The sequence below is a fragment of the Stappia sp. TSB10P1A genome (genome assembly GCF_900185725.1).
Lineage (GTDB): Bacteria > Pseudomonadota > Alphaproteobacteria > Rhizobiales > Stappiaceae > Stappia.
This window is the reverse complement of the sequence record NZ_FYAU01000014.1, coordinates 49,912-75,442: the sequence shown is the minus strand read 5'-3', so window position 1 is coordinate 75,442 and position 25,531 is coordinate 49,912. Positions and strand designations below refer to the sequence as shown.

Here is a 25,531-nt window from a genome sequence, read left to right as displayed (position 1 = left end):
CCTCAGGGTCGGATCGCGGCCGGGTCGGCCCAGCCGGCAAGAACCGGATACTTGAGCCCGGCCAACAGGTTCGCCGTCTCGTGCAACGGCAGGCCGACCACATTGGTGTAGGAGCCGACCAGCTTGGCGACGAAAGCGCCGGCAAGGCCCTGGATGGCATAGCCGCCGGCCTTGCCGCGCCACTCGCCGCTGTCGAGATAGGCGTGGATCTCGGCGCGCGACAGGCGCTTGAACCGCACGCGCGTCTCGACCAGCCGCTGGCGCACCACATCCTTCGGGGCGCTGACGCACAGGCCGGTATAGACGCGGTGGCCGCGCCCGGAGAGCAGTTCGAGGCAGGCAAGCGCCTGCTCATGGGTCTCGGCCTTGGGCAGGATCCGGCGCCCGACCGCGACGACGGTGTCGGCGGCCAGCACCAGCCCGTCGACATGCGCCGGATTGCGGTCGGCGGCGCGGCGCGCCACCTCGGCCTTGGTGCGGGCAAGCCGCTGCGCCAGCGCACGCGGGGTCTCGCCCCGGCGCGGCGTCTCGTCGATATCGGCGGGCAGCAGCGTGTCCGGATCGATGCCGATCTGCTGGAGCAGCGCCAGCCGGCGCGGCGAGCCGGAGGCAAGCACGAGCGTCGGGCGCGCGCCCGTCCCGCGGGCCCCTGCGGTCTTGCTGTCGTCGGAAGCTGCGGCGCTCATCGGACCGCTATCTCTCTGTCACGGGTGGCGGACCGGGCCGGATGGCCGTTCGGCGTCACTTGAAACGGTAGGTGATGCGCCCCTTGGTCAGGTCGTAGGGCGTCATTTCGACAAGCACGCGGTCGCCCGCGAGAACGCGAATGCGGTTCTTGCGCATGCGCCCGGCGGTGTGGGCAATGATCTCGTGGTCGTTTTCGAGCTTCACGCGAAAGGTCGCGTTGGGGAGCAGTTCGGTCACAACCCCCGGGAATTCGAGGACTTCTTCCTTGGCCATATGGTTTCCTGATTATCGAGCCGGATGTGGCGGGGAACCTACCGGATCGCACCGCGAAAGGGAACAGCGGGATTCGCGAAAATCCGCGGCTGTGCAGAGGCCGGACAAGGGGTCTAGCCGGCCGGGGTCGCGGTCCAGCCGAAACGCTTCTTGATACGGCCCATCAGCCCGTCGCGGACGGCGCGATAGGCGTCGAGGATCTGCTCGCGCGAGCCGGTGGCAAGCGTCGGGTCGGGGGTGGGCCAGTATTCCACCTCGACCGCGTCGGTGCGGGTCATCTCCAGCGCCTTGTGATGGGCTTCCGGCGCCAGCGTCACCACCAGGTCGAAGCCCGACTCGTCGAGATCCTCGAAGGTCTTCGGCCGGTGCCTGGCGAGATCGCAGCCGATCTCGCTCATCACCGCCTCGACGAAGGGGTCGGGCTCGCCGGCCCGCACGCCGCAGGATTTCACATAGACCCGGCCGGGAAACAGTTGGGCGAGCATCGCTGCCGCCATCGGCGAGCGCACGGCGTTCATGCCGCAGACAAACAGCACGGCACCGGGCGCCGCCGCCAGTGCCTCCCCCGGTGCCGCCGCCGGCCCAGACACGCCGCTAGCCCTTCCAGTGCAGGGCGCAGACGAGGGTGAAGAGACGGCGGGCGGTCTGCATGTCGACCCGGATCTTGCCCTCCAGCCGCTCCATCAGGATGCGCGACCCCTCGTTGTGGACGCCGCGGCGGCCCATGTCGATGGCCTCGATCTGGCTCGGCGTCGCCGTCCTGATCGCCTCGAAATAGCTCTCGCAGATCAGGAAATAGTCCTTCACCACCTTGCGCAGCGGCGTCAGCGACAGGATGTGGGTGACGACGGGGTGCCCCTCCTCCCGCTCGACCAGGAAGACCAGGCGCTTCTCGACGAGCGACAATCTCAGCCGGTAGGGGCCGCCGTCGTCGCCGTTCGGCTCGAACTCGTTCTCCTCGATGAGATCGTAGATGGCGACGGCGCGCTCATGCTCGATATCGGGCGTCGAGCGGACGATCGACGCCTCGTCGAGCTCCACCGCGACCAGCCGAGCGCTGTTCTTTTCTCCCATGACCTGCGCTTGCACCCTCCATTGCCCGCGCCGCCGTCGCAGCGCGCCGTCCAGCAATCGTCCCAACACCTATCCCGTCAACGCCCGTGCCGACAAGCCGCTTGCTCGGCGCCGCGCCCTCACAGGTTGAGCCGGATGGCGACCGAGCGGCCGTGCGCGGCCAGCCCCTCCGCCTCGGCAAGGGCGATCGCCGCCGGGCCGAGCTCGCGCAGCGTCCGCGCATCGCAGCGCAGGATCGAGGTGCGCTTGACGAAATCGAGCACCGACAGGCCGGAGGAAAAGCGCGCCGAGCGCGCCGTCGGCAACACGTGGTTGGAGCCGCCGACATAGTCGCCGATGGCCTCCGGCGTGTGCCGGCCGAGGAACACCGCGCCGACATTGCGGATGCGGGCGAACAAAGCTTCCGCGTCCTCGACGGCGAGCTCCAGGTGTTCGGGGGCGATGGCATCGACCAGCGCCGGCGCCTCGTCCATCGAGGCAACGGTGATGATAGCGCCGAAATCGGCCCAGCTCGGACCGGCGACATCGGCGCGCGGCAGGGTCCGCAACTGGCGCTCGACCGCCTTCTCGACGGCCTCGGCAAAACCCGCGTCGTCGGTGATCAGGATCGACTGGGCGCTGGTGTCGTGCTCGGCCTGCGACAACAGGTCGGCGGCGATCCAGTCGGGATCGTTGGCGCCGTCCGCGACGACGAGGATCTCGGACGGGCCGGCGATCATGTCGATGCCGACCGTGCCGAACACCCGCCGCTTGGCGGCCGCCACATAGGCGTTGCCGGGACCGACGATCTTGGCGACCGGCCGGATCGTCTGCGTCCCGAAGGCCAGGGCGGCGATCGCCTGCGCCCCGCCGATCCGGTAGATCTCGGTGACGCCGGCAAGATGGGCCGCGGCCAGCACCAGCGGATTGAGCGCGCCGTCCGGGCTCGGCACGCACATGACCATGCGCGACACGCCGGCGACGCTGGCGGGCACCGCATTCATCAGCACCGAGGACGGGTAGCTGGCCGTGCCGCCGGGCACATAGAGGCCGACCGCCTCGATCGCCGTCCAGCGCGAGCCGAGCTCGACGCCGATCGGGTCGGTGTAGCGGTCGTCCGCCGGCATCTGGCGGGCGTGATGGGAGGCGATGCGGTCGCGCGCCAGCGTCAGGGCGTCGAGCGTGCGGGCATCCACCTTCTTCACCGCCGCCTCGATCTCCTCGGCGGTGACGGTCAGTTCGGCAAGGCTTTGCGCCTCCAGCCGGTCGAAGCGGCGGGGGTAGTCGAGAAGCGCGGCGTCGCCCCGCTCCCGCACCGCCTCGATGATGTCGCGCACCGCCGCATCGACATCGGCGGATGCCTCGCGCTTGCTGGCGAGCAGGGCCGCGAAAGCGGCCTCGAAATCGGCTGCGCCGGTGGACAGGCGGATCGCCACGGCGGGACCTCCACGATTTGCCGGGCACCGCCCGGAGGGTGTTGAGAAAACGTCAGTCGAGCGGGTGGCTGGGACGGTGCCCGGTCGCCCAAGCCGCGCCGAGGTCGGCGAGCTGCGCCTCGATGCATTCGACATCGAAGGAGAGCGTGCCGCCGCCGGCGAAGACGAGGTCGATGCGCCCGGCCGGCTCGCTGCCGGCGACGAAGTTGACCGCCAGCAGCGACAGCACCGCGTCCTTCGCGTCCTGGCGGATGTTCAGCGCGCGCGGGCGCTCCGCCCGGGCGAAGGACAGGGCGGAACGGCGGCGCTCGTTGGTGGCGCGGCTCCCCGTGCTCTCGCCGTCCCAGGCGAAGCGGTTCATGACGAGCACCAGGTGCCGGTCGGAAGGATAGTAGCGGATATCGCCCACCTTGAGCACGGCGTCCTGCACCTGCGCGGAAATCACCGCCAGGTCTTCCTCGTCCAACGCCGCCAGCTTCAGTTGCCGCATGGATCAGCCACCTTATGGGTTGTGCCCGGGGTCGTGCCCGCAGCCGGCGCGCGGGGCGCCGACCGTCCGCCCTTACCTAATGAATTCACGCGGCAAAGCAACTACCCAGTTGACGCGGGCCAGTTGACGCGGGCCAGTTGACGCGGGCCAGTTGACGCGACAGGGAGCAGCGCCGCCAAGATCAGGCGACGGAGAGGAAGGCCTCGATGGGTTCGGGTGTCCCGAACAGCCGGCCCTGGCCCTGGACGCAGCCCGCGGCCGAGAGCAGGCTCGCACGCTCCTCGCTGTCGACCCCCTCGACCCCCACAGGCACGCCCAGCGTCTCGGCGACGGCGACCAGCGCCCGGATCGCCGCCGCGCCGCGCCCTCCGGCCAGGATGTCCTGCAGGCTGCAGCGATCGATCCGCAGGGCATCGAAGCGGAAGCGGCTGAGCAGCTTGAGACAGGACGCCTCCGCCCCGAACCTGTCGAGAACCAGCCGCACGCCGATGTCGCGCAACGCCTCGAACTGGCCCGAGGCCGCACCGGAGTTGAGCAGGAAGTAGCCGTCCGCGACCTGCAGGTGGAGGCGCCCCGGATCGATGCCGGCGGCGGCGATCTCCCGCTCGATGGTGGCCGCCAGGGTTTCGAGGCCGAACTGGCGCGCACCGAGCGACAGGGAGATCATCTGCGCGTCGGGCAGCCGGACCGCCGCGCTCAGCGCCTCGCGCAGAAGCCCGGCGGTCGCCGCTTCCACCGCCGCGGTGTCCTGCGCCACGTCCCCGGCTCCGCCGGTCTGGCCCGGCAGATGCTGCAGCGCCTGATAGCCCCGCAATTCGCGGCTGCGCAGACAGACGATCGGCTGGAACAGCAACTCGCCGCCGGAGGGCGCCGGTCGAAGCAGTACCGGGGCGACGGTGCCGGCCGCGGCCGCTGCCGCCGCTCCCGGCCAGGCGATGACCTGCCCCGCTCCCGCCGGTTCGTCGACCGGCGGCTCGTGAATGCGGAAGCCGTTCCGTCCCTGGTGCTTGACCTGGTAGAGCGCGGCATCCGCGTGGCGCAGGAGCTCGGACATCTCGGCGCCGCGAAGGATCGGCGCGATGCCGATGCTGGCGCCGATCTGGATGCTGCTGCCCTCGACGGCGAACCGCGTCGACATGGCGGACAGGATCCTGCGCGCCGCCGCTTCCGCCAGATCGGACGGCCAGGTCAGCCCGCTTCCCGACAACAGCAGCACGGCGAATTCGTCGCCGCCGATGCGCGCGACGAAGTCGCTCTCGCGCACGCACAGCCGCAGCCGGCGCGCCACCTCGCATAGCACCGCGTCGCCGGCATTGTGGCCGAGCGCGTCGTTCACCGGCTTGAACCGGTCGAGATCGACCAGCATCAGAATTCCGAGACACCCCTCGGCCGGCGCCTCGCCGGTGGCGAGCTTTTCGAGCTGCTCGTTGAGATAGGTCCGGTTGGCCAGGCCGGTCAGCGTGTCGTGGCGGGCCGCATGCAGCACCTTGTCGGCGGCAAGCTCGCGCTCGGTGACATCTTCATGCGTTCCCACCCAGCCGCCGTCGGGCAGCGGGGCATGGACGGTGGAGATGATGCGGCCGGTCTTCAGACGGAAGGTGGAGCGCATGGTCTCGCCCGCTTCCATGCGCCGCATCAGCATTGTGATGCGGGCCTCGACATCCTCGCGCGCCTCCTGCCGCACGTTGGTCTGGAACACCAGTTCGCGGAAGGGCCTTCCAGGCGCGATGGCGTCGGGCTCGAAGCCGAACAGCGAGACATATTGCTCGTTCCACAGGGTCAAGCGGCCGTCCCGGTCGAAGACGCTGACCCCCTGGTTCATGTTGGCGAGCACGGTCTCCAACTCGTCGGACTTCTCGCGTGCCACACGCGCGTTCTCGATAAGCTGCCGCTCGATCCGCTTGCGGTCGGAGATGTCCGTGAAGGTCGACAGCAACCCGCCGCCCGGCAGGAAGGTGCCGCGAATATCGAGCATCATGCCGTTTGGCCGGCTGCGCTCATAGGCATGTTCGGGTCCGCCGAGGATGGTTTCGAGCCGCTGGCGGGCGAGTTCCCGCGGATCGCCTTCGCCATATTCGCCGCGCTCGGCGTTCATCAGCACGTAGTCGGCGAGCGAGGGACGCCGCCTCAGATAGTCGGGCGGCACGTCGAGCAGGGTCTCGAAAGCCCGGTTCCAGCCGGCGACGACAAGGTCCTGGTCGAAATAGACCACGGCGCCGGGATAGTTCCGGAACACCCCTTCGAGCGTCACCGCCTGGCGCACCGTCTCGGTGACATCGGTGAGGGAGATCACCGCGCCCCCGCCGGCCCCGTCGCCGGGACCGGAATAGGCCACCGCATTGAGATTGAGCCAGCGCAGGACCCCATCGCCGAGGCGCAGGCCGGCAACGGTGCTGGACAGGCTGGCCGGATCCGCGACGCCGCGCGCGAGAAGGTTGCCAAGGCTGCCCTGCCCGCCGTCCTTGGCGAGAAAGTCGAGGTCGAGCGTCTGCAACTCGCGGCCCGTAATGTCCTGCCCGTCCAGGCCGAGCATGGCGAGCGCCGCCGGGTTGTGGGACAGGATCCGGCCGTCGGCATCGGCGACGATCACCCCCTCGGACAGGGAGAGCAGCGTCGTGCGATACAGCGCCTCGGAATGCTGCAGCCGGATCTCGGCCGTCTTGCGGTCGGTGACATCGCGGATCGCGCCGACGATGCGCAGGGTCCTGTCCTCGCGCATCAACGGCTTGCCGGCGAGACGGACCCAGCGCTCGCGGCCCTTGGCGGTGCGTGCGAGGAGTTCGAGGCTGAAGGGAAAGCCCCTCAGCCGCGCATCGTCGAGCGCCCGGCGCAATTCGCCTCTCGCCTCGGGCCGGAAGAAGCCGAAGGCCTCCTTCAAGTCCGGGACGTAGTCGTCGTCCACCTCCAGCAGGCGGCGGACCTGATCCGTCCACAGCAGCGTGTCGCGCTCCAGGTCGAGTTCCCAGCCGCCGACGCCGGAGATGCTGGTGGTCTGTGCAAGGAGCTGGGACTGGGTCTCAACCAGCGCCTGCTGGCGCACCGCGTCCTCGCGCAAGGTGGCCGCCTCCGCCTGGGCGGCATAGGCCCGTATCAGCCCTTCCACGGCAACGCCGAGCCGGCGCAATTGCTGCAGTTGCGACGGGGTCGGTTCGCGCGGCTCGGTGTGCATCACGCAGAGCGAACCGAGCCGGTGGACGCCGTCGATCGACAGCGGACACCCGACATAGAAGCGCACATGCGGCGGCTCGACCACCAGCCGGTCGTGCTGGAACCGGGGGTCGGCGGCGAGATCGCGAACCACGAGCAGATCGGGGCTGAGAATGGTGTGGCGGCAGATCGCCGCCTTGCGGGGCGTTTCCTGGAAATCCAGCCCGCAAAAGGCCTTCAACCACTGTTCGTGCTCGTCGACGAACGAGACCATCGCGATCGGACAGTCCATGACCGCCGCCGCCGCCTCGACCAGGGCGTCGAATTCCGTCGACCGCTCCGAATGCAGGATGCCGAGCCGGCGCAGCGCCCGCAGGCGACTGTCTTCGTTTGCGGGCAGCGCATCGAGGACGATGGAATTCATGGGCCGAGTATGCCTGCAACAGGTAAATGCTTCAAAGCGAAGATCGGCAAAATGCCAACGATTTATGAATGACAATCGAAAGAGTTAACTCATCCCCCGCCGCCGGACCTGGCCGGCGGCGCGCTATTTCGACAGGGCCAGCGGCAGGTAGAGGGCGATCTGCGGCCAGCAGATCACCGCCGCCAGCGCCAAGACCTGCAGGATCACGAAAGGAATGACGCCGCGATAGATCGTGCCGATGGAGACGCCTTTCGGCGCGATGCCGCGCAGGTAGAACAGCGCATAGCCGAAAGGCGGGGTCAGGAACGACGTCTGCAGGTTGACCGCCAGCGCGATGGCGAACCAGATCAGCGTCTGCTCCGGCGTCAGGCCGAAGTCGAGCCCGGCGACGACGGGGGCGACGATCGGCACCACGACGAGCGTGATCTCCACCCACTCAAGAAAGAAGCCGAGCACGAAGACCAGTGCCATGATCATGATGATCACCACATAGGGCCGCTCTACATGCACCGAGAACAGGTCGGCGATCAGCGCATCGCCGCCGAGCTTGCGGAAGACGACCGAGAAGACGGTCGCGCCGAGCATGACGAAGATGATCATCGCGGTGGTCTTGGTGGTGTCGCGCAGCGCCGCATAGAGCGTTGCCCAGTCGAGCTGGCGCGACACCAGCGCCAGCACCATGGCGCCGAGCGCGCCGATGGCGGCGGACTCGGTCGGCGTGGCGATGCCGGCGACGATGGTGCCGAGCACCGAGACGATCAGCAGCACGGGCGCCAGCAGGTCGAGCACCAGGCTCGCCGCCGCCCGCCAGAACGGCCGCGGATCGGCCGCCGGCGCCGCCGGCATGCGATGTGGCTGGAAGATCGCGACGAAGACCAGGTAGAGCATGTAGAGCAGGCCGAGCAGCAGGCCCGGACCGACGGCGGCCATGAACAGGTCGCCGACCGACACGCGCAACTGGTCGCCCAGCACGATCAGCATGATGCTCGGCGGGATCAGGATGCCGAGCGTGCCGCTCGCCGCGATCAGGCCGGTGGCGATCTTCGGATCGTAGCGGTTCTGCAGCATGGTCGGCAGCGCCATCATGCCCATCAGCACCACCGAGGCGCCGATGATGCCGGTCGAGGCGGCCATGACGACGCCGATGATCGCGACCGCGAAGGCATAGCCGCCCGGCATGCCGCGAAACACCGAGGCCAGCGACTTCAGCAGCCGCTCGGCAACGCCGGAGCGCTCCAGCATCAGCCCCATGAAGACGAAGAGCGGAATGGCGATCAGCAGCCAGTTGGTCAGCGTGCCGGAATAGATCCGCGCGACGGTGGTCGACAGGAAGATCAGCGGGACGCCGGCCATCACGGCGAAGAGGATGCCGATGCCGGCAAGGACGAAGGCGACGGGATAGCCCGCGAAGATGCCGCCCATCAGCCCGAGCAGCATCAGCAGCGGCCAGAAAGCGTCTTCCATCACGAGCCCTTCTTGTCCTTGGCAGAGAAGTCGCCGCGCGCCAGGGCGATCGCGGTGCCGATGATGCGGTTGACGGCCGCAAGGCCGAGCAGCGAGAAGGCGAGCGGAATGCAGGCCTTGATCATCCAGCGGTCGATCATGCCGCCATAGGTCGAGCCCTCGCCGGTGACATAGGCCCGGTGGGCGAAGCGCGTGCCGAACCAGACGATGATGAGGCAGAAGGGCAAGAGGAAGATCAGGTCGCAGACCAGATCGACCACGGCCCTGGTGCGGGCGGAAAAGCCGGAGGCGAGGAAGTCGACGCTGACATGGCTGCGGTCGCGATAGGCATAGACGCCGCCGAACAGCACCAGCAGCGCGAAGATGTGCCATTGCAGGTCGAGCAGGGTGTTGACGGTGACGCCGGTGTCGAACAGCGGCACGCGCACGCCCCAGTCGGCCAGCCGGTTGGTGCCGACCTTGGCGGCCAGCACGCCGAGACAGACGGAGACGATCAGCGGCAGCACCAGCCAGCCGACGATCTTGCCGGGAAAGGACAGCGCCTCTCCCGCCTTGCGGCTCAGTTCGGACAAGACGACCTCCCTCACCTTGCGGGCGTGACCTTGCGGGGCGTTTGAGTGCGAAAGGACGGCACCCGTCGCGGGATGCCGTCCGATCAGTGGTCTGTGAGACTGGCTTAGCGCGGCAGCGCCTGCAACTCACCCCATTCGCCGACGCGCTCGATATAGGCGTTCAGCGAGTCGAGCGCCTCCTTGAAGATCGCGTCCTTGGCCGCCTCGTCCTCCATCACCGCCTGGGAGGCCTCGCGCAGCGCCACCAGCACCTCGTCGGGGAAGCGCTTGATCTCGACGCCGGCCTCGCGGATCTTGGCGATGGCGATCGCCTGCTGGTGGATCTGGTCGGCAAGGTTCGCCGTGATGTTGGCCTTGCAGGCCTCGACCATGATCTGCTGCTGGCCCTCGGTGAAGCCGTTCCACACGTCCATGTTGACGATGATGGAGTCCCAGCTCGACGGCTGGTGCCAGCCCGGGAAGTAATAGGTCTTGGCGACCTTCTCGAAGCCGAAGCCGATGTCGAGCTGCGGCGCGGAGAACTCCGTCGCGTCGATGCGGCCGGTCTCCAGCGACACGAAGATCTCGCCGGCCGGCACGAGCTGGGTGTTGGCGCCGAGGCGGGCGAGCGCCTGGCCGCCAAGGCCGGCGATGCGCATGTTGAGGCCCTTGAAGTCCTCGGCGGTGTTGATCTCCTTGTTGAACCAGCCGCCGGCCTCCGGCACGACGAGATGGCACGGGATGATCTTCACGCCGTGCGGATCGTAAGCCTTCTGGATGATCTCCAGGCCGCCGCCCTCGAACATCCAGCCGAGCGCCACTTCCGGGGTCGGGCCGAAGGGCATCGAGCCGACGAGATTGGCGACCGGAATCGAGCTCGCCCAGTAGCCGATCCAGTCGAAGCCCATCGGGATCGCGCCGGTGCTGACCGCCTCGAACACCTCGAACGGCGGCACGAAATCGCCGGCGCCGTGCACCTTGATGTCGATGGCGCCGTCGGTCATCAGCTTGACGCGCTCGGCCCACTTGACCGGGCTCTGGCCGATCGAGGGCACCTGCAGGCCGAAAACGCTCTGCAGGTCGTAGCTGTCGGCAAGCGCCGGAACAGCGGTAAGCATGGTTGCCGCCAGCGCAGCGGTTGCGAGCCGTGCCTTCATCAGGACCTCCCTAAAACGCACCCCGAACGGGGCATCTCTTTGCTTTTCTGCCGCTCTGTCCGGCGGCGGGCGAGGCGCGAGCGGCTTTTTTCGACCCCCCGCTTGCCTAACTCAAGTGTTATCTATAATCAAACTGATTAGCAATACACTAATTCCGGGAGACGCCCATGATTGGAGTTGAAGGCTCCGTCGCCGTCGTGACAGGCGCCGGACAGGGGAATGGCCGGGCGATCGCGCTGGGTCTTGCCCGGGCCGGCGCGCATGTGGCGGTGTGCGACATCAACGCCGACGCCGCCGCACAGACCGCCGCGCTGGCGGCCGAGGCGGGGGTGAAGACCTTGAGCGCGCGGTGCGACGTGTCCGATCCCGCTGCCGCCCGCGCCTTCGCCGAGAAGACCCGCGCGGAGCTGGGCGCTGCCCGCATCCTCGTCAACAATGCCGGCATCCTGAAGCGGCACCGGTTCGGCGATCCCGGCTTCGAGGCGGAGTGGGACCAGACGTTCCGCGTCAATGTCGACGGGCCGCGCAACATGGTGCTGGCCTTCGCGGCGCAGCTCGAGGCAACGGGCGGGCGGATCGTCAATCTCGCCTCGATCATGTCGCTGTCGGCCGGGCCCGGCATTGCCGCCTATATCGCCAGCAAGGGCGCCCTCGCCCAGTTCACCAAGGCGCTGGCCCATGAATTCGCCCCGCGCGGCGTCAGGGTCAACGCCATTGCTCCCGGCGTCATCGACACGCCGATGACCGAGCACACGCGCGGCAACGAGGCGGCCATCGGCCGGTTCATGGCGCATACGCCGCTCGGGCGCACCGGCCAGCCGGAGGAGCTCGTCGGCCCCGTCCTGTTCCTCGCCTCCGACATGTCCAGCTACGTGACCGGCGCCATCCTGCCCGTCGACGGCGGCTATCTGGCGGCCTGATCCGGCCCGTCCCTCAAGGAATTGCACCAATGAAAAAGCACAGTTGCGACGTTCTCGTCGTCGGATCGGGCGCCGGCGGTCTGGCCAGCGCCGTCTCGGCCGCCCATCGCCGGCTCGATGTCCTGGTGGTGGAGAAGGAGCCGGTGTTCGGCGGCACCACCGCCCGGTCGGGCGGCTGGATGTGGATCCCCTGCAGCGGTCCGGCAAAGCGCGCCGGCGTCGAGGACACGCCCGAGAAGGCGCGCACCTATCTGGAGCACGAGACCGGGGCGTTCTTCGATCCGGCCCGCGTCGACGCCTTCCTGGAGGCCGGCCCCAAGGCGGTCGAGTTCTTCGAGGAGAAGACCGCGCTGCAGTTCGACCTCGGCCCGACCTTCGCCGATTATCACCCGGACGCGCCGGGCGGCATGCCGGGCGGACGGTCCATCGTCGCGCGCCCCTTCGACGGGCGCGAACTCGGCAAGGAGATCCGCCGCCTGCGCCCGCCGCTCGCCGAGATCACCTTCCTCGGCATGATGATCGGCTCGGGCAAGGAACTGCTGCACTTCTTCCGCGTCACCAGGTCGCCGATCTCGGCCTTCTATGTCGCCAAGCTGTTCATCAAGTTCCTCAAGGACATGGCCTTCCACGGCCGGCCGATGCGCCTCGTCAACGGCAACGCGCTGGTCGGGCGCCTCGCCAGGTCCTGCTTCGACATGAACGTGCCGATCTGGACCCGCGCCGGGGTGCGCGAGCTGCTGCGCGACGAGCGCGGCACCGTCACCGGCGCCATCGTCGACACGGACGAGGGCCCGGTCGAGATCACCGCGCGCAAGGGCGTGGTGCTGGCCGCCGGCGGCTTCCCGCAGGACGCGGTGCGGCGCAAGGAGCTGTTCCCGCATTCCCCGTCCGGCCATGAGCACGTCTCGCCGGCCCCTCCCGGCAACACCGGCGACGGCCTGCGCCTTGGCGCGGCCGTGGGCGGCGCGATCCGCGACGACCTGCCCAACACCGCGGCCTGGGTGCCGGTGTCGCAGCCGCCGCGCCGCGACGGCACGCTCGGCGTCTTCCCGCATTTCGTCGACCGCTCCAAGCCCGGCGTCATCGCGGTGACGCGCTCGGGCCGGCGCTTCGTCAACGAGGCGGATTCCTACCACGACTTCTGCCAGGCGATGCGCAAGGCCTGCGAGGCCGAGGGCGGCGAGATCTGCGCCTTCTTCATCGCCGACCACAAGACCTTGCGCAAATACGGCCTCGGCTTCGTCAAGCCGGCGCCGGTGCCCTATCGCGGCCATATCCGCTCCGGCTACCTGTTCGAGGGCAAGAGCCTGCGTGAACTGGCGCAGAAGATCGGCGCGGACGCGACTCAGTTGGAGAAGACCGTCGACGCCTTCAACGAGCATGCCCGCAAGGGCGAGGACCCGATGTTCCACAAGGGCTCGACCTCCTACAACCGCTCGCTCGGCGATCCCGAGCACCTGCCCAACCCCTGCGTCGCGCCGGTCGAAAAGGGCCCGTTCTACGCGGTCAAGCTGGTGATCGGCGATCTCGGCACCTTCGCCGGCCTCAAGACCGACGGGAACGCCCGGGTGCTGGACGAGGCGGGCCGGCCGATCGCCGGGCTGTATGCGGCCGGCAACGACGCGCTCAGCATCATGGGCGGCAACTATCCCGGCGGCGGCATCACCCTCGGCCCGGCGATCACCTTCGGCTATATCGCCGCGCGCCACATGGCCGGGGCCAACGACTGACCATGTCCCGCGCGACCAGGGACTCCGGCGGCCTGGGGCATCCGGGCCGCCTTTTGCCGGGCGTCCTGTTCGGCCTTTCGGCCGCCATTGCCTGGGCCTTCTACAATGTCGGCGTCGATATCGGCCGGTCGGACGGCTTTTCCAGCGCCGACCTCGCCCTGCTCCGCTATGGCGGGGCGACGTTGCTGATGGCGCCGCTGATGCTGCTGCGCCGCTCGCGCATGAGCGGCCTCACCCTGCCCCGGCTGGCGCTGCTGACCATCACCATGGGTCCGCCCTTCGCCTTCCTGTTCAACACCGGCTTCGGCATCGCACCGCTGGCGCATGCGGTGGTGATCTCGCCGGGCATGACGATCATCGTCGCCAACCTGCTGCCGGTGGTGCTCGACGGTCAGAAGATGACGCTGAACCGCAAGATCGGCATGCTCGTGCTGATCTGCGGACTGCTGGCCATTGCCGCCGACAACGCGCCCTCGAAGATGGCCGACACGTCGACGCTGATCGGCGACCTGTGCTTCGTCGGCTCGGGCACGTTGTGGGGTGTTTTCACCTATCTTCTCGGCCGCTGGCGGCTTCCCGCCGTAGAGGCGATCGGTGCGGCCTCGGCGACCACCACCGTCGTGCTGTTGCCGGTCTATCTGGTGTTTCTCGAACCGGCGCGCCTGCCGGCCGGCATGTGGCTCGAACAGGCCTTCTATCAGGGTGCGCTCGGCGGGAGCCTGGCGATCGTCCTCTACGCGGCGGCGATCAGCCGGCTGGGCTCGGGCCTTGCCGGCCTCTTCCCGGCGATGATCCCGCCGCTGGCGGTGCTGCTGGCCATCCCGATCGCCGGTCAGTGGCCAAGCGCCATGCAGCTTGCCGGCGTCGCCATCGCCGCGAGCGGCCTGATCCTGTCGCTCGACCTTGCCGGCGCGCTCATCAGGCGGGCGGGATATGGCCGAGATCGCGGGACAGGTCGCTCGTGAACTCGATCAGCCGCTTGAGGCACGGCCCGTCCTCGGCGAGATCGATATAGTTGGTCGGGCCGATCACCGTGACCGAAAGCTGGATGATGCCGGTATGGTCGAAGACCGGCGCGGCGATGGCGCTGACGCCGGGGATCGGCGCGTCGCGGGTGATCGAGTAGCCCTTCTTGCAAGCCGAGGCGACCTCCTTGCGGAACGTCGCCTCGTCGACCATCGGGATGCCGTAGAGCGAGGGCTCGATGCCCTGCAGCTCGGCGCGGACCAGCGGCTCGGTCGTCGACTTCGGCAGAAAGGCGGCGAAGATCTTGCCGGTCGCCGTCATCGTCACCATGAAGGTGCCGCCGACGGCGACGTTGGAGTGGATGCGCGCCGCCGTCTCCTCGATATAGACGATGGTCGGCCCGTGCAGGCCCCAGACGCTGATCGCCACCATCAGCCCCAGTTCCTCGGCCAGCGCCGGCACCCGGCGCAGCGTCTCGCGATAGGCGTTCTGGTTGCGCAGCCGCGTGAGGCCGAGCCACAGGGCGAAAGGGCCGAGCTGGTACTGGCCGGTCTCGGTCTGCTCGACCATGTTGATATTGCGGAAGCTGACCAGGTAGGGGTGCAACTGCGCAGGCGCCATGCCGAGCGCCTCGGCAAGGTCCTTCAGCTTCAGCGGGCCGCCGGCCTGGGCCAGCGCCATCAGGATGGCGCCGCCGGTCTCGACGGACTGGACGCCGCGCGGCGCTCGCGGCTTCGACGTTGCGTCAGCACCCACACGCAACTCCCTCAATAGTCTTGCGGAAACGAAACAACCGATGCGACTCACTCTTAGCGGCAATTCCATCGCCGGTCGAGAATGTCGCCCGCACGCCGCGCCCTTGCGGGATTTCCCGTCGCGAGGGCCCGTCTTGCCTCTTTTGCAATCCGCGAACGGCGCTATCTTCCTGCCGTCGAATCGCTCCGCCCCCTCCGCCGTGCCGGGGGCGCGAGGGAAACCGGATGTCCGGGTCGATGCCGCACCGGGCGACCGCGCCGCCCGGCAGGCGTGTCCCTGCGCTGGCGGTGGATCTCCCCGATGCCGTTTGCCAATCTCTCCTACGTGCCCTTCGTCACGATCGGCCTGCTGCTCGCCTCCAACATCTTCATGACCTTCGCCTGGTACGGGCACCTGAAGTTCAAGAGCTCGCCGCTCGTCGTCGTCATCCTGGTGAGCTGGGGCATCGCCTTCTTCGAATATGTGCTGCAGGTCCCGGCCAACCGCATCGGCCACGGGCATTTCAGCGCCGCAGAGCTGAAGACCATCCAGGAGGTCATCACGCTCAGCGTCTTCGCCGTGTTCTCGATCTGGTTTCTGGGCGAGCCGCTGCGCTGGACGCATCTGGCCGGCTTCACGCTGATCGTCGCCGGTGCCGGGCTGATCTTCTACAAGCCGTGAGGGCTCAATAGCCGCCGGACAGGACGATGCTCTCGCCGGTCATGAAGCTGCAGGCGTTGGAGGCAAGGAAGATCGCCGCGCCGACCATCTCCTCGGCCTGCCCGGCCCGGCCCATCCAGTTGAGCTTGCGCACATAGTCGTCCCAGCCTTGCGGGTCGGCGGCCTTGCGCGCCGCATTGCGGTCGGTATCGACGAGGCCGGGCGCCAGCGTGTTGAGCAGCACGCCATGGCGGGCATAGTCGCGCGCCTGGCTCTGGATCAGGTTGTGCTGGGCGGCCTTGGTCGCCGCATAGGCGGTGACGATGGCCTTGGGCCGGAGCTGGTTGATCGAGCCGATGCTGACGACCCGGCCCCAGCCGCGCGCCGCCATGCGCGGCAGGCCGGCCTGCAGCATTTCCACGGTGGAGCGCAGGTTGACCGCCACCTGCAGGTCGAAATCCGCCTCGGTGAGATCGGCAAGCTCCGCATTGACCTGCGCCGAGGCATTGACGACGAGGATGTCGAGATGCCCGAGCCGGGCCTCCGCCTCCTCCACCAGACGGCGCCCGGCGCCGCGCTCGGCAAGGTCGGCGGCAAGGGCGAGCGCCGTGCCGCCGCCCGCCTCGATGGCCGCGACGGTCGTCGCGGTCGCATCAATGCTCTGGCCGTGCACCACCACCGTGGCGCCGGCGCCTGAAAGCCCAATGGCGATGGCCGCGCCAATGCCCCGGCTCGAGCCGGTGACCAGCGCGACGCGGCCGTGAAGGCCGAAAATCGTCTCGAGCGTGTTCATGCAGCGCTCTGACCCTTGCGGTCGAACAGGGTGATCGGCACGCCGGCAAGGCCGGGCGTACAGGCGAAGAGGCCGCCGGACAGCGGCGCCTCGGACAGGGTCGAGGCCGGCAGGCGGGTGCGGGCGCTGGTGATGTAGAGCGTCGCCAGCCCCTCGCCGCCGAAGGCGACGCTGGTCGGGCGCGGAACGGGAAGCTCGATGCTGCGCTCGTGCCGGCCGTCGGGCAGGTAGCGGTTGACCCGCCAGCCGTCCCAGATCGCGCACCACACGCCGCCCTCGCTGTCGACGGCGATGCCGTCCGGGCGGCCCTCGCTTTCCGGGATGCGGGCAAGCACCCGGCGGTTGCCGAGCGTCCCCTTGCCGGGCTCGAAATCATAGGCGTAGATCAGGCCCGGCACCGTATCGACGAAGTAGAAGATCCGGTTGTCCGGGCTCCAGGCCATGCCGTTGCTGACCGAGATGCCGCTTTCCTTGCGCGTCACCGTGCCGTCGGCGGCGACCCGATAGAGCGCGCCGCTTGGCTTGCTGGCGTCGAGCCGCATGGAGCCGACCCAGATCGCCCCGCCGGGGCCGACCTTGGCGTCGTTCAGCCGGTTCTCGGGGATGCCGGCTTCCGGGTCGACCAGCGGCAGCAAGGCGCCGGAGGCAAAATCCAGGAACTCGATGCCGTCCTGCGTTGCCACCGCCAGCGAACCGTCGGCGCAGGGCATCACCGAGCTCACCAGCTTGCCGGTCTCGCAGGTCTCGTTGAGGCCGCTCAACGGATCGAAGCGGTAGACCGCCGGGTGCAGGATATCGACCCAATAGAGGCTGCGCGTGGCCGGGTCCCAGACCGGCGCCTCGCCGAGCTGCGCGCCCCAGGGCAGGACGCAGGTAAGGTCGGCCGGCGTCTGCGACTGGCTGGTGCGCGGGCGCGGGCGGGAACTGATGGCGATGGCACCGGCCGCGCCGGTGATCCTGCGGGCGGCGGCGATCAGCTCGCGCCCGACCGGGTGGATATGCGACGTGTCGAGCCGGGACGAGGGACCCAGCGCGACCAGCGCGCCGATGGGCGTGCCGTCCTTGCCGGCGATGGCGACGGCGACGGAGTTGACGCCGTTGAGGTGCTCCTCGTAGGACACGGAATAGCCGCGCGCGCGGGTCAGCGTCAGGTCGGCCTGCAAGGCCTCCAGCGTGGTGATGGTGCGCGGCGTGTAGCGGTCGAGGCTGAGCCGCTCCAGCAGCGCGCGGGCGAACCCCGGCTCCTGGAAGGCGACCAGCACCTTGCCGGCGGCGGTGCAATGCAGCGGCACGCGGCGGCCGGTGTCGACCCGGACGCCGAGCCCGTCGCCCGAGCGCTCGTCGAGATACTGCACCTGATCGCCGTCGAGCCGGCACAGCGCCACCGTCTCGCCGAGCTCGGCCGACAGGCGCTCCAGCTCGGGCGCGGCCGCGGTCGGCAGATCGAACGTGTCCCACACCCGGTGCGACAGTTCCAGGAAGCGCGGGCCGATGACATAGGTGCCGCGTTCCTCGTTCTGACGCACCAGGCCGAAGGCGATCAGCGTGCGCAGAATGCGCGCGAAGGTGGGCTTGGGCAGGCCGGACTGGCGCAGCAGGTCGGCGAAGCGCAGCGGCGTTTCCGCATCGGCCACCATGTCGAGCAGCGTCAGGCCCTTGGCGAGCGCCGCCGTGCCGGAGGGAACGTCCTTGCGGGACGGGCTCAGGCCTGTGCTCGCGTCCGCCATGTCCGCGCCGCCTCCTGCAACATCCGATCGATCGTCCATTCCGGCTCGAACCCCAGCGTCTCGCGTATCCTTGCGTTCGAGGTCTGGTAATCGACGCCGGCGCCGGGCAGGTCAACGGTGACGACCGGCAATCCCGTGATTTCGGCCATCGCCGGCAGCAGCCGCCCAAAATCGACGGGCTCGCTCGCCCCCAGATTGAAGATCCCCCCGGCCGCCCGGTCCGATTCCAGCGCCAGCAGCACGCCCGTCACCATATCCCTGGTGTCGGTGATGTGCATCCGGAACGGTTTGCCGGCGGCATTGCGGGCGAGCACATGGGCGGGCCGGCCGGGATCGGCCGCGCGCAGCAGTTCGGCCACCGCGGTGTTGCCCATGCGCTCCTGCTGGCGGATGCGCGGTTGCAGGAAGAAGCGCGGGCCGGAGAAGAAACTGTCCGGGTCGAGCAACTCGCTCGCATCCTGCGTATGGGAAAAGCGCAGGATCACCGTCTCGAAACTGCCGATGCGCTGGTGGAAGGAGACGAGGTCCTCGCCGAGCAGCTTGGTCAGGCCATAGGGGCTGTTCGCCCGCAGCGGATGCTCCTCGGTGACGGGGAGGACCAGCGGCGTGTTCTCCGGATAGACCTCGCCGGAGCTGGCGAAGACGAAGCGGCGCACGCCGGCGTCGGCCGCCGCGTCGAGCAGCACCCGCGTTCCCTCGACATTGGCGCGGAACATCGCCGTGCGCTCGGCCGGCACCCAGGACATGAAGGCGCCCAGATGCAGCACCGCATCCGTGCCAGCGACCGCGCGGGCACAGGCCTCGGCATCCTCGAAGCTGCCGACCACCTCGTCGAGATCGGAGCCTGATTGGTTCGGATTGGAGGCACGCAGGTCGAAGCCGCGCACCTCGTGCCCGGCGGCGCGCAGGGCCGCGACCGTTGCCCGGCCGACGCGGCCGGAGCTTCCCGTGACGAGAATCAGCATCAGCGCAGCGCCTTTTCGCTCACCGCATCGAAGAGATGCAGTTCGGCCGGATCGAAGGACAGGACGAGGCCCTCGCCTTCCGCCATCGGGCCGGAATGGGCGAGCCGGGCGATCAGGCCCTTCGATTTGTCGTCCTCGCTCTCGCCGGCCGCGACCATGTGCTCGCCTCCGTCGAAATAGACGTATTTCTCCGAGCCGAGGCTTTCGACGAGGCTCGGACGGATGGCGAAGGTCGCAAGCCCCTCGCCGAGGCGGAAATGCTCCGGCCGGATGCCGGCGATGACGGTCGAGGCGCCGCTAAGGCGCGCCTCGTCGACGGCGATCCGATTGCCGAACAGGGTGATGGAGGCACCGCCGGCCGACCGCTCCACATCGGCGGAGAGGAAGTTCATGCCCGGCGAGCCGATGAAGCCGGCGACGAAGAGATTGTCGGGCCGCTGGAACAGCGTATCGGGATCGGCGATCTGCTGGATCACGCCGTCGCGCATGATCACCACCCGGTCGGCCATGGTCATCGCCTCGATCTGGTCGTGGGTGACATAGACCGTGGTGACGCCGAGGCGCTGGTGCAGGGCACCGATCTCGGCGCGCATGTGGACGCGCAGCTTGGCGTCGAGATTGGACAACGGCTCGTCCATCAGGAAGGCGAGCGGCTGGCGCACGATGGCCCGGCCCAGCGCGACACGCTGGCGCTGGCCGCCGGACAGGTCCTTCGGCCGGCGGTCGAGATATTTCTCCACCTCCAGGATGCGCGCGGCCTCCAGCACCCGGCGCTCGATCTCGGCCTTGGGTGTGCCGCGCATCTTCAGCCCGAAGCCGATGTTCTCGCGCACGGTCAGATGCGGATAGAGCGCGTAGTTCTGGAACACCATGGCGATGTCGCGGTCGCCGGGGGCAAGGTCGGTGACCTCCCGCTCGCCGAGATGGATGGCGCCGCCACTCGCCGGCTCGAGGCCCGCGAGGATCTTCAGCATCGTCGACTTGCCGCAGCCGGACGGGCCGACCAGCACGATGAACTCGCCGTCCGCGATCTCGAGCGAGAACGGCTTCAGCACCTCGTGCGCGCCGTAGCTCTTGTGGACGTTTCGAATGGAGATATTGGCCATGGATTACTTCTCCGCGCCCGCCGTCAGTCCGCCGACCAGGTAGCGCTCAAGGAACAGGTAGATGACGATGATCGGAACGGCGACGAAGACGGCCGCGGCCGAAATCTCGTTCCAGTCGGTGGTGTATTCGCCGCGCATCGTCGTGATACCGAGATTGGCGGTCCAACTGCCGGGCGCGTTGACGAGGAAGGTCCGCGCATAGGCGTAGTCGGCCCAGCTCAGCACGAAGGCATAGAGCGAGGTCGCCGCCAGTCCGGGGGTGGCAACGGGGAGCACGACCCGCACCATCGCCCCCATCGGCGAGCAGCCGTCGACCATCGCCGCCTGTTCCAGCTCGCGCGGGATCGTGTCGAAATAGCCCTTCAGCATCCAGGTGGTGAAGGGAATGATCAGCGTCGAATGGGCGAGCACCAGCGTCCACAGGCTGCCGATCATCCCGAAGTTGCGGAAGATCGAGAACAGCGGGATCACCAGCAGCGTCGCCGGCAGCATCTTCGCCGTCAGGATGAACAGGCCGAGCGAATGGCCGCCGCGGATCGAGAAGCGCGACAGGGCATAGCCCGCCAGCACCGAGACCACCATCGACAGGGCGACCGAGCCGATCGCCGCCAGCATCGAGTTGAGCAGCCAGAGCGGGATCGGCCGCTCCTCCCAGACCTTGGCGAAGGTGCTCCACTGGGCATCGTCCGGCCAGAAGCTGGGCGGCAGTTGCGACAGCTCCGCCGAGGTGGAAATCGCCGTCACCAGCAGCCAGTAGACCGGAAACAGGATCAGCGCGGCGAGCAGGATGACGGTGCCGTAAAGCGCCAGGCTTTGCAGAGGTGTGCGGTTCATGTCGTCCCCTTCCTCAATACATGGCGCGGGTCTGGCGGCCGAGCATCAGCAGGCTCGCGACGACGCAGATGACCAGCGTGACGACGCCCACCGCCGAGGCATAGCCGAAGTTGAAGAAGCCGAAGGCCTGGTCGTAGGTCATGATCGACAGGGTCTGGGTCGACTTCAGCGGCCCGCCCTCGGTCAGCACCTTGATGATCGAGAAGTCGCGGAACACCCACAGGATGACCAGAACCAGGGTGACGCCGAGCACCGGCATCAGGAGCGGCAGCGTGATCCAGCGGAAGCGCTGGAAGACGTTGGCGCCGTCGACCTTGGCGGCATTGTAGAAATCCGTCGGGATCGACTGCAGGCCGGCCAGCGTCATGATCGAGACGAAGGGAAAGCCCTTCCAGATCATGGTGATCGCCACCGCCCAGAAGGCGGCGCCCGGCGTCGACACCCAGGCGACCATGCCGTTGGAGAGGCCGAGCTTGACCAGCAGCCAGCTCATCAAACCGAAGGAACTGTCGAAGATCCAGGCGAAGATCACCACCGCGATCACCTCCGGCACCGCCCAGGGCAGCGCCATGGCAAGGCGCGCGAGCGTGCGCCCGCGGAAGCGGTTGTTGACCAGCAGCGCGGTCGAGACACCGGTGATCAGGCTGCCGGCGGTGACCACGACGACGAGCTTCAGCGTCACCCAGCAGGCCATCCAGAACTCGCTGGAGGCAAACAGCCGCTCGTAATTGGCCGTGGTGAAGGGCGCGCGCGGGGCGCCGATGCGCGGCAGCTTGACCGCCTGCAGCGACAGGTCGATCGAGATGATCAGGGGATAGACGATGATCAGGCCGACCAAGAGCACCGCGGGGGCGAGCAGAATATAGCCCATGAGATGCTGACGGCTCGGCCTGGCCAGATCGAAGAGCCGGACTCGGGACATGCAACCTCCTGCCGCGGGCACAGCGCCGCGGCGCAGGATCGAAGGGACAAGCCGGCTCCCATCGGCGGGAGCCGGCCGCGGAGAGACGGTCAGCCGCCGTTCTTGATGGCCTCGGCCCGCTCCTGCATGACCTTGACCACCTCGGCCGGGTCGAGATCCTGGATCAGCATGCGCTGGACCTCTTCCTGCACCATCTTGCCGAACTCGTTGTACTGGATCTCAAGGCCGGTCGGGATGCGGTCGACGCCGGCATCGGAGGCCGCCATCATCGTCTTGATGAGCAAGGGGAAGTGCGGCACGTCCTGCTCGACGCCGGAGACGTCGGCGACCGGGCTCGGCGGGGTGTTCTTGCCGATGGTGGCGTATTTGCGCTGCCATTCCGGCGACATCACCAGCTTGATGAAGTCCCAGACCAGCGCCTTTTCCCCGTCCGGGATCTCGCTCGCCATGCCGAGCACGTTGGACGAGCCGCCGACCGGCGGGGTGAAGGCCGGCTCGGCGACGACCGTGTCGGCGGCGGCGGCGCCGTTCTGCATGATGCCGTAGAGCCACGGCCCGTCGAGGCGCAGGGCGATCTTGCCGTCGGCAAAGAGCTTGCGGATGTCGCCGGCGGACAGATCGATGGGGGTGAGGCCTTCCTTGACGATGGTCTTCCAGCGGGTCAGGCCCTCGACCATCTGCGGCGTGTCGATGGTGACGTTGCCGTCCGCGTCGGTCCAGTAGGCGCCGGCATCGAGAATATAGCTCAGCATCTCGGTCAGGTACTGGCCGGCGCCGCCCTTGGTCTCGTGGCCGGTGCCGTACTGGTCGGTGATGCCGTCGCCGTTGAAGTCCTTGGTGGTCTTGCGGGCGACCTCGAGGAACTCGGCATAGGTGGTGGGAACCGACAGGCCCTCCTGCTCCAGGAGCGCCTTGTTGTAGGCCATGATGAAGCCGAAGTAGTTCATCATGATGCAGGCGGTCTCGCCGTTCCACATGCACTTGCCCTGGCCGGCCCAGCCGGTCATGTCGATGCCGTCCTTGTCGAGCCAGGGGCCGAGATTCTCCATCCAGCCGTTCTCGGCAAAGGACTGGAACTCGAACGAGGCGAGATGGACGATATGCGGCGGCTGGCCGCCGGCGAACAGCGTCGTCATCGTGTCGGCATAGGCCGCCCGCTCGACCTTGGTGAACTCCACCTTGACGCCCGGATTGGCCTCCTCGAAGGCGGCGATGGCGGCCTTCCACCAGTCGCCGGTGCCGGCATCGTCCACCTGCCAGGAGACGAATTTCAGCGTCGTATCGGCCAGCGCCGGCGACAGCATCGTCGCCGAGAGCAGGGCAGCGGCAGTTGCGGTCCTGACGAACCGCCCGAAAGTCGTGGTCATCGCGTTTCCTCCACTTGGTTTTATATCCGCTGCATCAGCCGCAGCGCTTCCTCCGACGGACGCACCCCAAGACCCGGACCGGTCGGGAGGCGGTAGACGCCCCCCGCGCAGTCCATGTCACCTGCAAGGAGGCGCCGATTGGGTTCGAAGATCGAATGCTGGAACTCGTGGCCGGTCAGCGTCGGCAGCGAGGCGCTCGCCTGCAGGCTGGCGGCCAGGAAGATGCCGGCGCCGATGGTCGCATGCGGGATCACCTCGATCCCCCGCTCCGCCGCCAGCGCGCCGATGCGGGTGAAGTTGGTGATGCCCTTGTGCCCCATCTCCGGCTGGACGATGGCGATGCGGCAGCGCTCCACCCGGTGGCGCATGTCCCAGACCGTGCGCCATTCCTCGCCGACGGCGATGGCTACGTCCGTGCCCTTCGTGACCCGCTCCAGACCGGCAATGTCCTCGGTGTAGACCGGCGCCTCGGCGAACCACAGCCCGTGCGGCTTCATCGCCTCGATCAGGGCCAGCGCCTCGTCGGCCGTCTGGTTCCAGTGCATGTCGGCGGCGATCCGCGCATTGGGGCCGAGCGCCGCGCGCAAGGTTGCCATCTCCGCCGCCGGCCCGTCGTCGGCGACCGGCGTTGCAAACTTGAACGCCTCGAACCCGCGCGCCTGCCAGGACAAGGCGAGTTCGGCGCGGGCCTCGCGCGTCGCCTCGGGCAGGCCCGAGACATAGGCGGGGATGGTCTTCGAGCGGTCGCCGCCCAGCAGCTCCGCCACCGGCTTGCCGGCGATCTGCCCGGCAATGTCCCACAGGGCGATGTCGATGGCGGCGAGCGCGTCGACATAGAAGCCCCCCGTATAGCCGCGCACCCGCATCAGGTCGTAGAGGTCGTCGTAGATCGCCGAGGGGCCTGTCGGATCGCGGCCCTTGGTGAAGTCGGCCAGCAGGTCCTTGACGATCTCGGCAACGGCGCCGGGCGCGACGAGGCCATAGGTCTCGCCCCAGCCGACAACGCCGTCGCGGGTCTCGATGCGCAGCAGCACGCTGCGGTCGAAGGTCGGATAGACGGTGCGGTTGCCCTTGCGCACCAGATAGCCGCGCGCGTTCGGCTCCTCGCCCTTGCGGGCCGAGCCGAGATAGGGCGTGTCCCGCGTCTGCGTCAGCGTGAAGACCTCGATGCTGCGGACGCTATCGCTCATCGGGCGCCCCCGGCGACAGCCGCCTGCGGCACGCCGATGCCGAGCGCGGCAAGATTGGCATCGATGTCGGCGCAGGCCGGCCCGTCGAGCTCCGGCGTCGGCGCACGCACCACGGTGTTGTCCAGCACGCCGCGGCGGACCATCACATGCTTGGTCAGGCGCATACGATAGACCGCCTGCAGCGTCAGCAGCGGCAGGGTCCGCACATAGATCTCCCGCGCCTCGGCGATGCGCCCGGCCCGCCAGGCCCGGTCGAGCGCAACATGCTCGTCGGCGATCTCGATCGCCGGCATTGCCGCGCAGGCGCCGCGCGCATATTCGTCGAGTATATAGCGCGCCCCGCCGCCGCCGATCACGCCGGCCAGCGTCTGCGGCCGATGCGCCAGCAGATGACTGATCGCCGGCCCCGCCGGCAGGGTCTCTTCCTTGACATAGACGATCTGCGGCACGGCGCGCGCCACCTCGACCAGGGTCTGCGGCGCGATGTCGGAGCCGCGCGGCGCCGGCGCGTTCTGCAGCACGATACGCGCCTCCGGCAGGCCGGCCGCCACCTCGCTGAAGAACGCCGTCACCGCGCCGGCCTCGCGGCCGATGGAGACCGGCGGCTGGATCATCAGCCAGGTGACGCCGACGGCGGCCGCGACGCGGCCATGGGCGATCACGTCCGCGGCGGTCGGTGCACTGGCGCCGGCCACCACCGGCACCTTGCCGCCGACCTCCTGCGCCACCAAGGCCAGCAGTTCGGCCCGCTCGCCCGCCTCCAACTGCTCCACCTCGCTGGCGAAGCCGGGGAAGACGACGCCGTCGACGCCGCAATCGAGCGCGAAGCGCACCAGCCGGCGCATCGCCGGGAGATCGACCTTTCCGTCTTGCGTGAAGGGCGTCGGGAGAACCGGAAGGATGCCGGCGAGGTCAGTCATGTCGTCTATGTCCA

At 68.6% G+C, this 25,531-nt stretch carries 24 protein-coding genes; 4 read left to right on the top strand and 20 right to left on the bottom strand.

The features are described from left to right. Window positions 1-2: 2 nt before the first annotated feature. From TSB10P1A_RS03910 to TSB10P1A_RS03865, 10 genes are all read right to left on the bottom strand, one after another. Entirely contained in the window at window positions 3-686 is a 684-nt protein-coding gene (locus TSB10P1A_RS03910; RefSeq protein WP_186386589.1) for a Maf-like protein, read from the bottom strand. Window positions 687-741: 55 nt separating this feature from the next. Then, a complete protein-coding gene (gene infA / locus TSB10P1A_RS03905; protein WP_013653834.1) occupies window positions 742-960 on the bottom strand; it encodes a translation initiation factor IF-1 in 219 nt (72 codons plus the stop codon). A 113-nt stretch (window positions 961-1,073) separates the two neighbouring features. Beyond that, entirely contained in the window at window positions 1,074-1,550 is a 477-nt protein-coding gene (locus TSB10P1A_RS03900) for a low molecular weight phosphatase family protein (RefSeq protein WP_186386588.1), read from the bottom strand. A gap of 4 nt (window positions 1,551-1,554) precedes the next feature. Further along, entirely contained in the window at window positions 1,555-2,034 is a 480-nt protein-coding gene (locus TSB10P1A_RS03895; protein WP_186386587.1) for a UPF0262 family protein, read from the bottom strand. A 119-nt stretch (window positions 2,035-2,153) separates the two neighbouring features. Further along, window positions 2,154-3,449, bottom strand: coding sequence for a histidinol dehydrogenase (gene hisD / locus TSB10P1A_RS03890; RefSeq protein WP_208987003.1), 1,296 nt, complete (start codon window positions 3,447-3,449; stop codon window positions 2,154-2,156). 52 nt (window positions 3,450-3,501) lie between these two features. After that, window positions 3,502-3,939: a DUF2948 family protein gene (locus TSB10P1A_RS03885; protein WP_186386585.1), complete on the bottom strand. Its 438-nt coding sequence runs from the start codon at window positions 3,937-3,939 to the stop codon at window positions 3,502-3,504. 181 nt (window positions 3,940-4,120) lie between these two features. Further along, window positions 4,121-7,510, bottom strand: a complete 3,390-nt coding sequence (locus tag TSB10P1A_RS03880) for a PAS-domain containing protein (RefSeq protein ID WP_186386584.1) — start codon at window positions 7,508-7,510, stop codon at window positions 4,121-4,123. A gap of 123 nt (window positions 7,511-7,633) precedes the next feature. Further along, window positions 7,634-8,974 carry a TRAP transporter large permease subunit gene (locus tag TSB10P1A_RS03875; protein ID WP_186386583.1) on the bottom strand — a complete coding sequence of 447 codons (1,341 nt, stop codon included), beginning with the start codon at window positions 8,972-8,974 and terminating at the stop codon, window positions 7,634-7,636. Further along, window positions 8,974-9,546 (bottom strand): TRAP transporter small permease subunit, encoded by a 573-nt coding sequence (locus TSB10P1A_RS03870; protein WP_186386582.1) that lies wholly within the window; start codon window positions 9,544-9,546, stop codon window positions 8,974-8,976. Before TSB10P1A_RS03870 ends, TSB10P1A_RS03875 begins: the two co-directional genes overlap by 1 nt. Window positions 9,547-9,650: 104 nt before the next feature. Continuing rightward, a complete protein-coding gene (locus TSB10P1A_RS03865; protein WP_186386581.1) occupies window positions 9,651-10,682 on the bottom strand; it encodes a TRAP transporter substrate-binding protein in 1,032 nt (343 codons plus the stop codon). A gap of 167 nt (window positions 10,683-10,849) precedes the next feature. Here TSB10P1A_RS03865 and TSB10P1A_RS03860 point away from each other — a divergent pair, with 167 nt between their 5' ends. Genes TSB10P1A_RS03860 through TSB10P1A_RS03850 form a run of 3 tightly spaced genes read left to right on the top strand, consistent with a single transcriptional unit; the run spans window position 10,850 to window position 14,297 of the window. Continuing rightward, window positions 10,850-11,602, top strand: coding sequence for an SDR family NAD(P)-dependent oxidoreductase (locus TSB10P1A_RS03860; protein WP_186386580.1), 753 nt, complete (start codon window positions 10,850-10,852; stop codon window positions 11,600-11,602). Window positions 11,603-11,631: 29 nt separating this feature from the next. After that, on the top strand, window positions 11,632-13,332 hold the full coding sequence (locus tag TSB10P1A_RS03855; protein WP_186386579.1) for an FAD-dependent oxidoreductase: 1,701 nt from the start codon (window positions 11,632-11,634) through the stop codon (window positions 13,330-13,332). Window positions 13,333-13,334: 2 nt separating this feature from the next. After that, a complete protein-coding gene (locus TSB10P1A_RS03850) occupies window positions 13,335-14,297 on the top strand; it encodes a DMT family transporter (protein ID WP_186386578.1) in 963 nt (320 codons plus the stop codon). Here the strand turns inward: TSB10P1A_RS03850 and TSB10P1A_RS03845 are convergent. Further along, window positions 14,251-15,054, bottom strand: coding sequence for an IclR family transcriptional regulator (locus tag TSB10P1A_RS03845; RefSeq protein ID WP_186386577.1), 804 nt, complete (start codon window positions 15,052-15,054; stop codon window positions 14,251-14,253). The genes TSB10P1A_RS03850 and TSB10P1A_RS03845 overlap by 47 nt on opposite strands. Window positions 15,055-15,354: 300 nt before the next feature. Between TSB10P1A_RS03845 and TSB10P1A_RS03840 the strand changes: the two genes are divergently transcribed. Next, window positions 15,355-15,714, top strand: coding sequence for a DMT family protein (locus TSB10P1A_RS03840; RefSeq protein ID WP_186386576.1), 360 nt, complete (start codon window positions 15,355-15,357; stop codon window positions 15,712-15,714). A 4-nt stretch (window positions 15,715-15,718) separates the two neighbouring features. Here TSB10P1A_RS03840 and TSB10P1A_RS03835 read toward each other — a convergent pair whose 3' ends face one another. The 9 genes from TSB10P1A_RS03835 to TSB10P1A_RS03795 all read right to left on the bottom strand — a co-directional run bounded on the left by TSB10P1A_RS03835 (window position 15,719) and on the right by TSB10P1A_RS03795 (window position 25,517). Beyond that, window positions 15,719-16,486: an SDR family NAD(P)-dependent oxidoreductase gene (locus TSB10P1A_RS03835; RefSeq protein ID WP_186386575.1), complete on the bottom strand. Its 768-nt coding sequence runs from the start codon at window positions 16,484-16,486 to the stop codon at window positions 15,719-15,721. Next, the gene (locus TSB10P1A_RS03830) at window positions 16,483-18,213 is read right to left on the bottom strand and encodes an SMP-30/gluconolactonase/LRE family protein (protein ID WP_186386574.1); all 1,731 of its coding nucleotides are present in this window, start codon (window positions 18,211-18,213) and stop codon (window positions 16,483-16,485) included. Before TSB10P1A_RS03830 ends, TSB10P1A_RS03835 begins: the two co-directional genes overlap by 4 nt. Continuing rightward, window positions 18,189-19,178 carry an NAD(P)-dependent oxidoreductase gene (locus tag TSB10P1A_RS03825; protein ID WP_186386573.1) on the bottom strand — a complete coding sequence of 330 codons (990 nt, stop codon included), beginning with the start codon at window positions 19,176-19,178 and terminating at the stop codon, window positions 18,189-18,191. Before TSB10P1A_RS03825 ends, TSB10P1A_RS03830 begins: the two co-directional genes overlap by 25 nt. Further along, window positions 19,178-20,284 carry an ABC transporter ATP-binding protein gene (locus TSB10P1A_RS03820; protein WP_186386572.1) on the bottom strand — a complete coding sequence of 369 codons (1,107 nt, stop codon included), beginning with the start codon at window positions 20,282-20,284 and terminating at the stop codon, window positions 19,178-19,180. Before TSB10P1A_RS03820 ends, TSB10P1A_RS03825 begins: the two co-directional genes overlap by 1 nt. Window positions 20,285-20,287: 3 nt before the next feature. Further along, window positions 20,288-21,118 carry a carbohydrate ABC transporter permease gene (locus TSB10P1A_RS03815; RefSeq protein ID WP_186386571.1) on the bottom strand — a complete coding sequence of 277 codons (831 nt, stop codon included), beginning with the start codon at window positions 21,116-21,118 and terminating at the stop codon, window positions 20,288-20,290. Window positions 21,119-21,131: 13 nt separating this feature from the next. Then, window positions 21,132-22,040, bottom strand: a complete 909-nt coding sequence (locus tag TSB10P1A_RS03810; RefSeq protein WP_186386570.1) for a carbohydrate ABC transporter permease — start codon at window positions 22,038-22,040, stop codon at window positions 21,132-21,134. An 89-nt stretch (window positions 22,041-22,129) separates the two neighbouring features. After that, window positions 22,130-23,407: a sugar ABC transporter substrate-binding protein gene (locus TSB10P1A_RS03805; protein ID WP_186386569.1), complete on the bottom strand. Its 1,278-nt coding sequence runs from the start codon at window positions 23,405-23,407 to the stop codon at window positions 22,130-22,132. A 20-nt stretch (window positions 23,408-23,427) separates the two neighbouring features. Continuing rightward, the gene (locus TSB10P1A_RS03800; RefSeq protein ID WP_186386568.1) at window positions 23,428-24,597 is read right to left on the bottom strand and encodes a mandelate racemase/muconate lactonizing enzyme family protein; all 1,170 of its coding nucleotides are present in this window, start codon (window positions 24,595-24,597) and stop codon (window positions 23,428-23,430) included. Continuing rightward, window positions 24,594-25,517: a dihydrodipicolinate synthase family protein gene (locus TSB10P1A_RS03795; RefSeq protein WP_186386567.1), complete on the bottom strand. Its 924-nt coding sequence runs from the start codon at window positions 25,515-25,517 to the stop codon at window positions 24,594-24,596. Before TSB10P1A_RS03795 ends, TSB10P1A_RS03800 begins: the two co-directional genes overlap by 4 nt. Window positions 25,518-25,531: the final 14 nt, after the last annotated feature.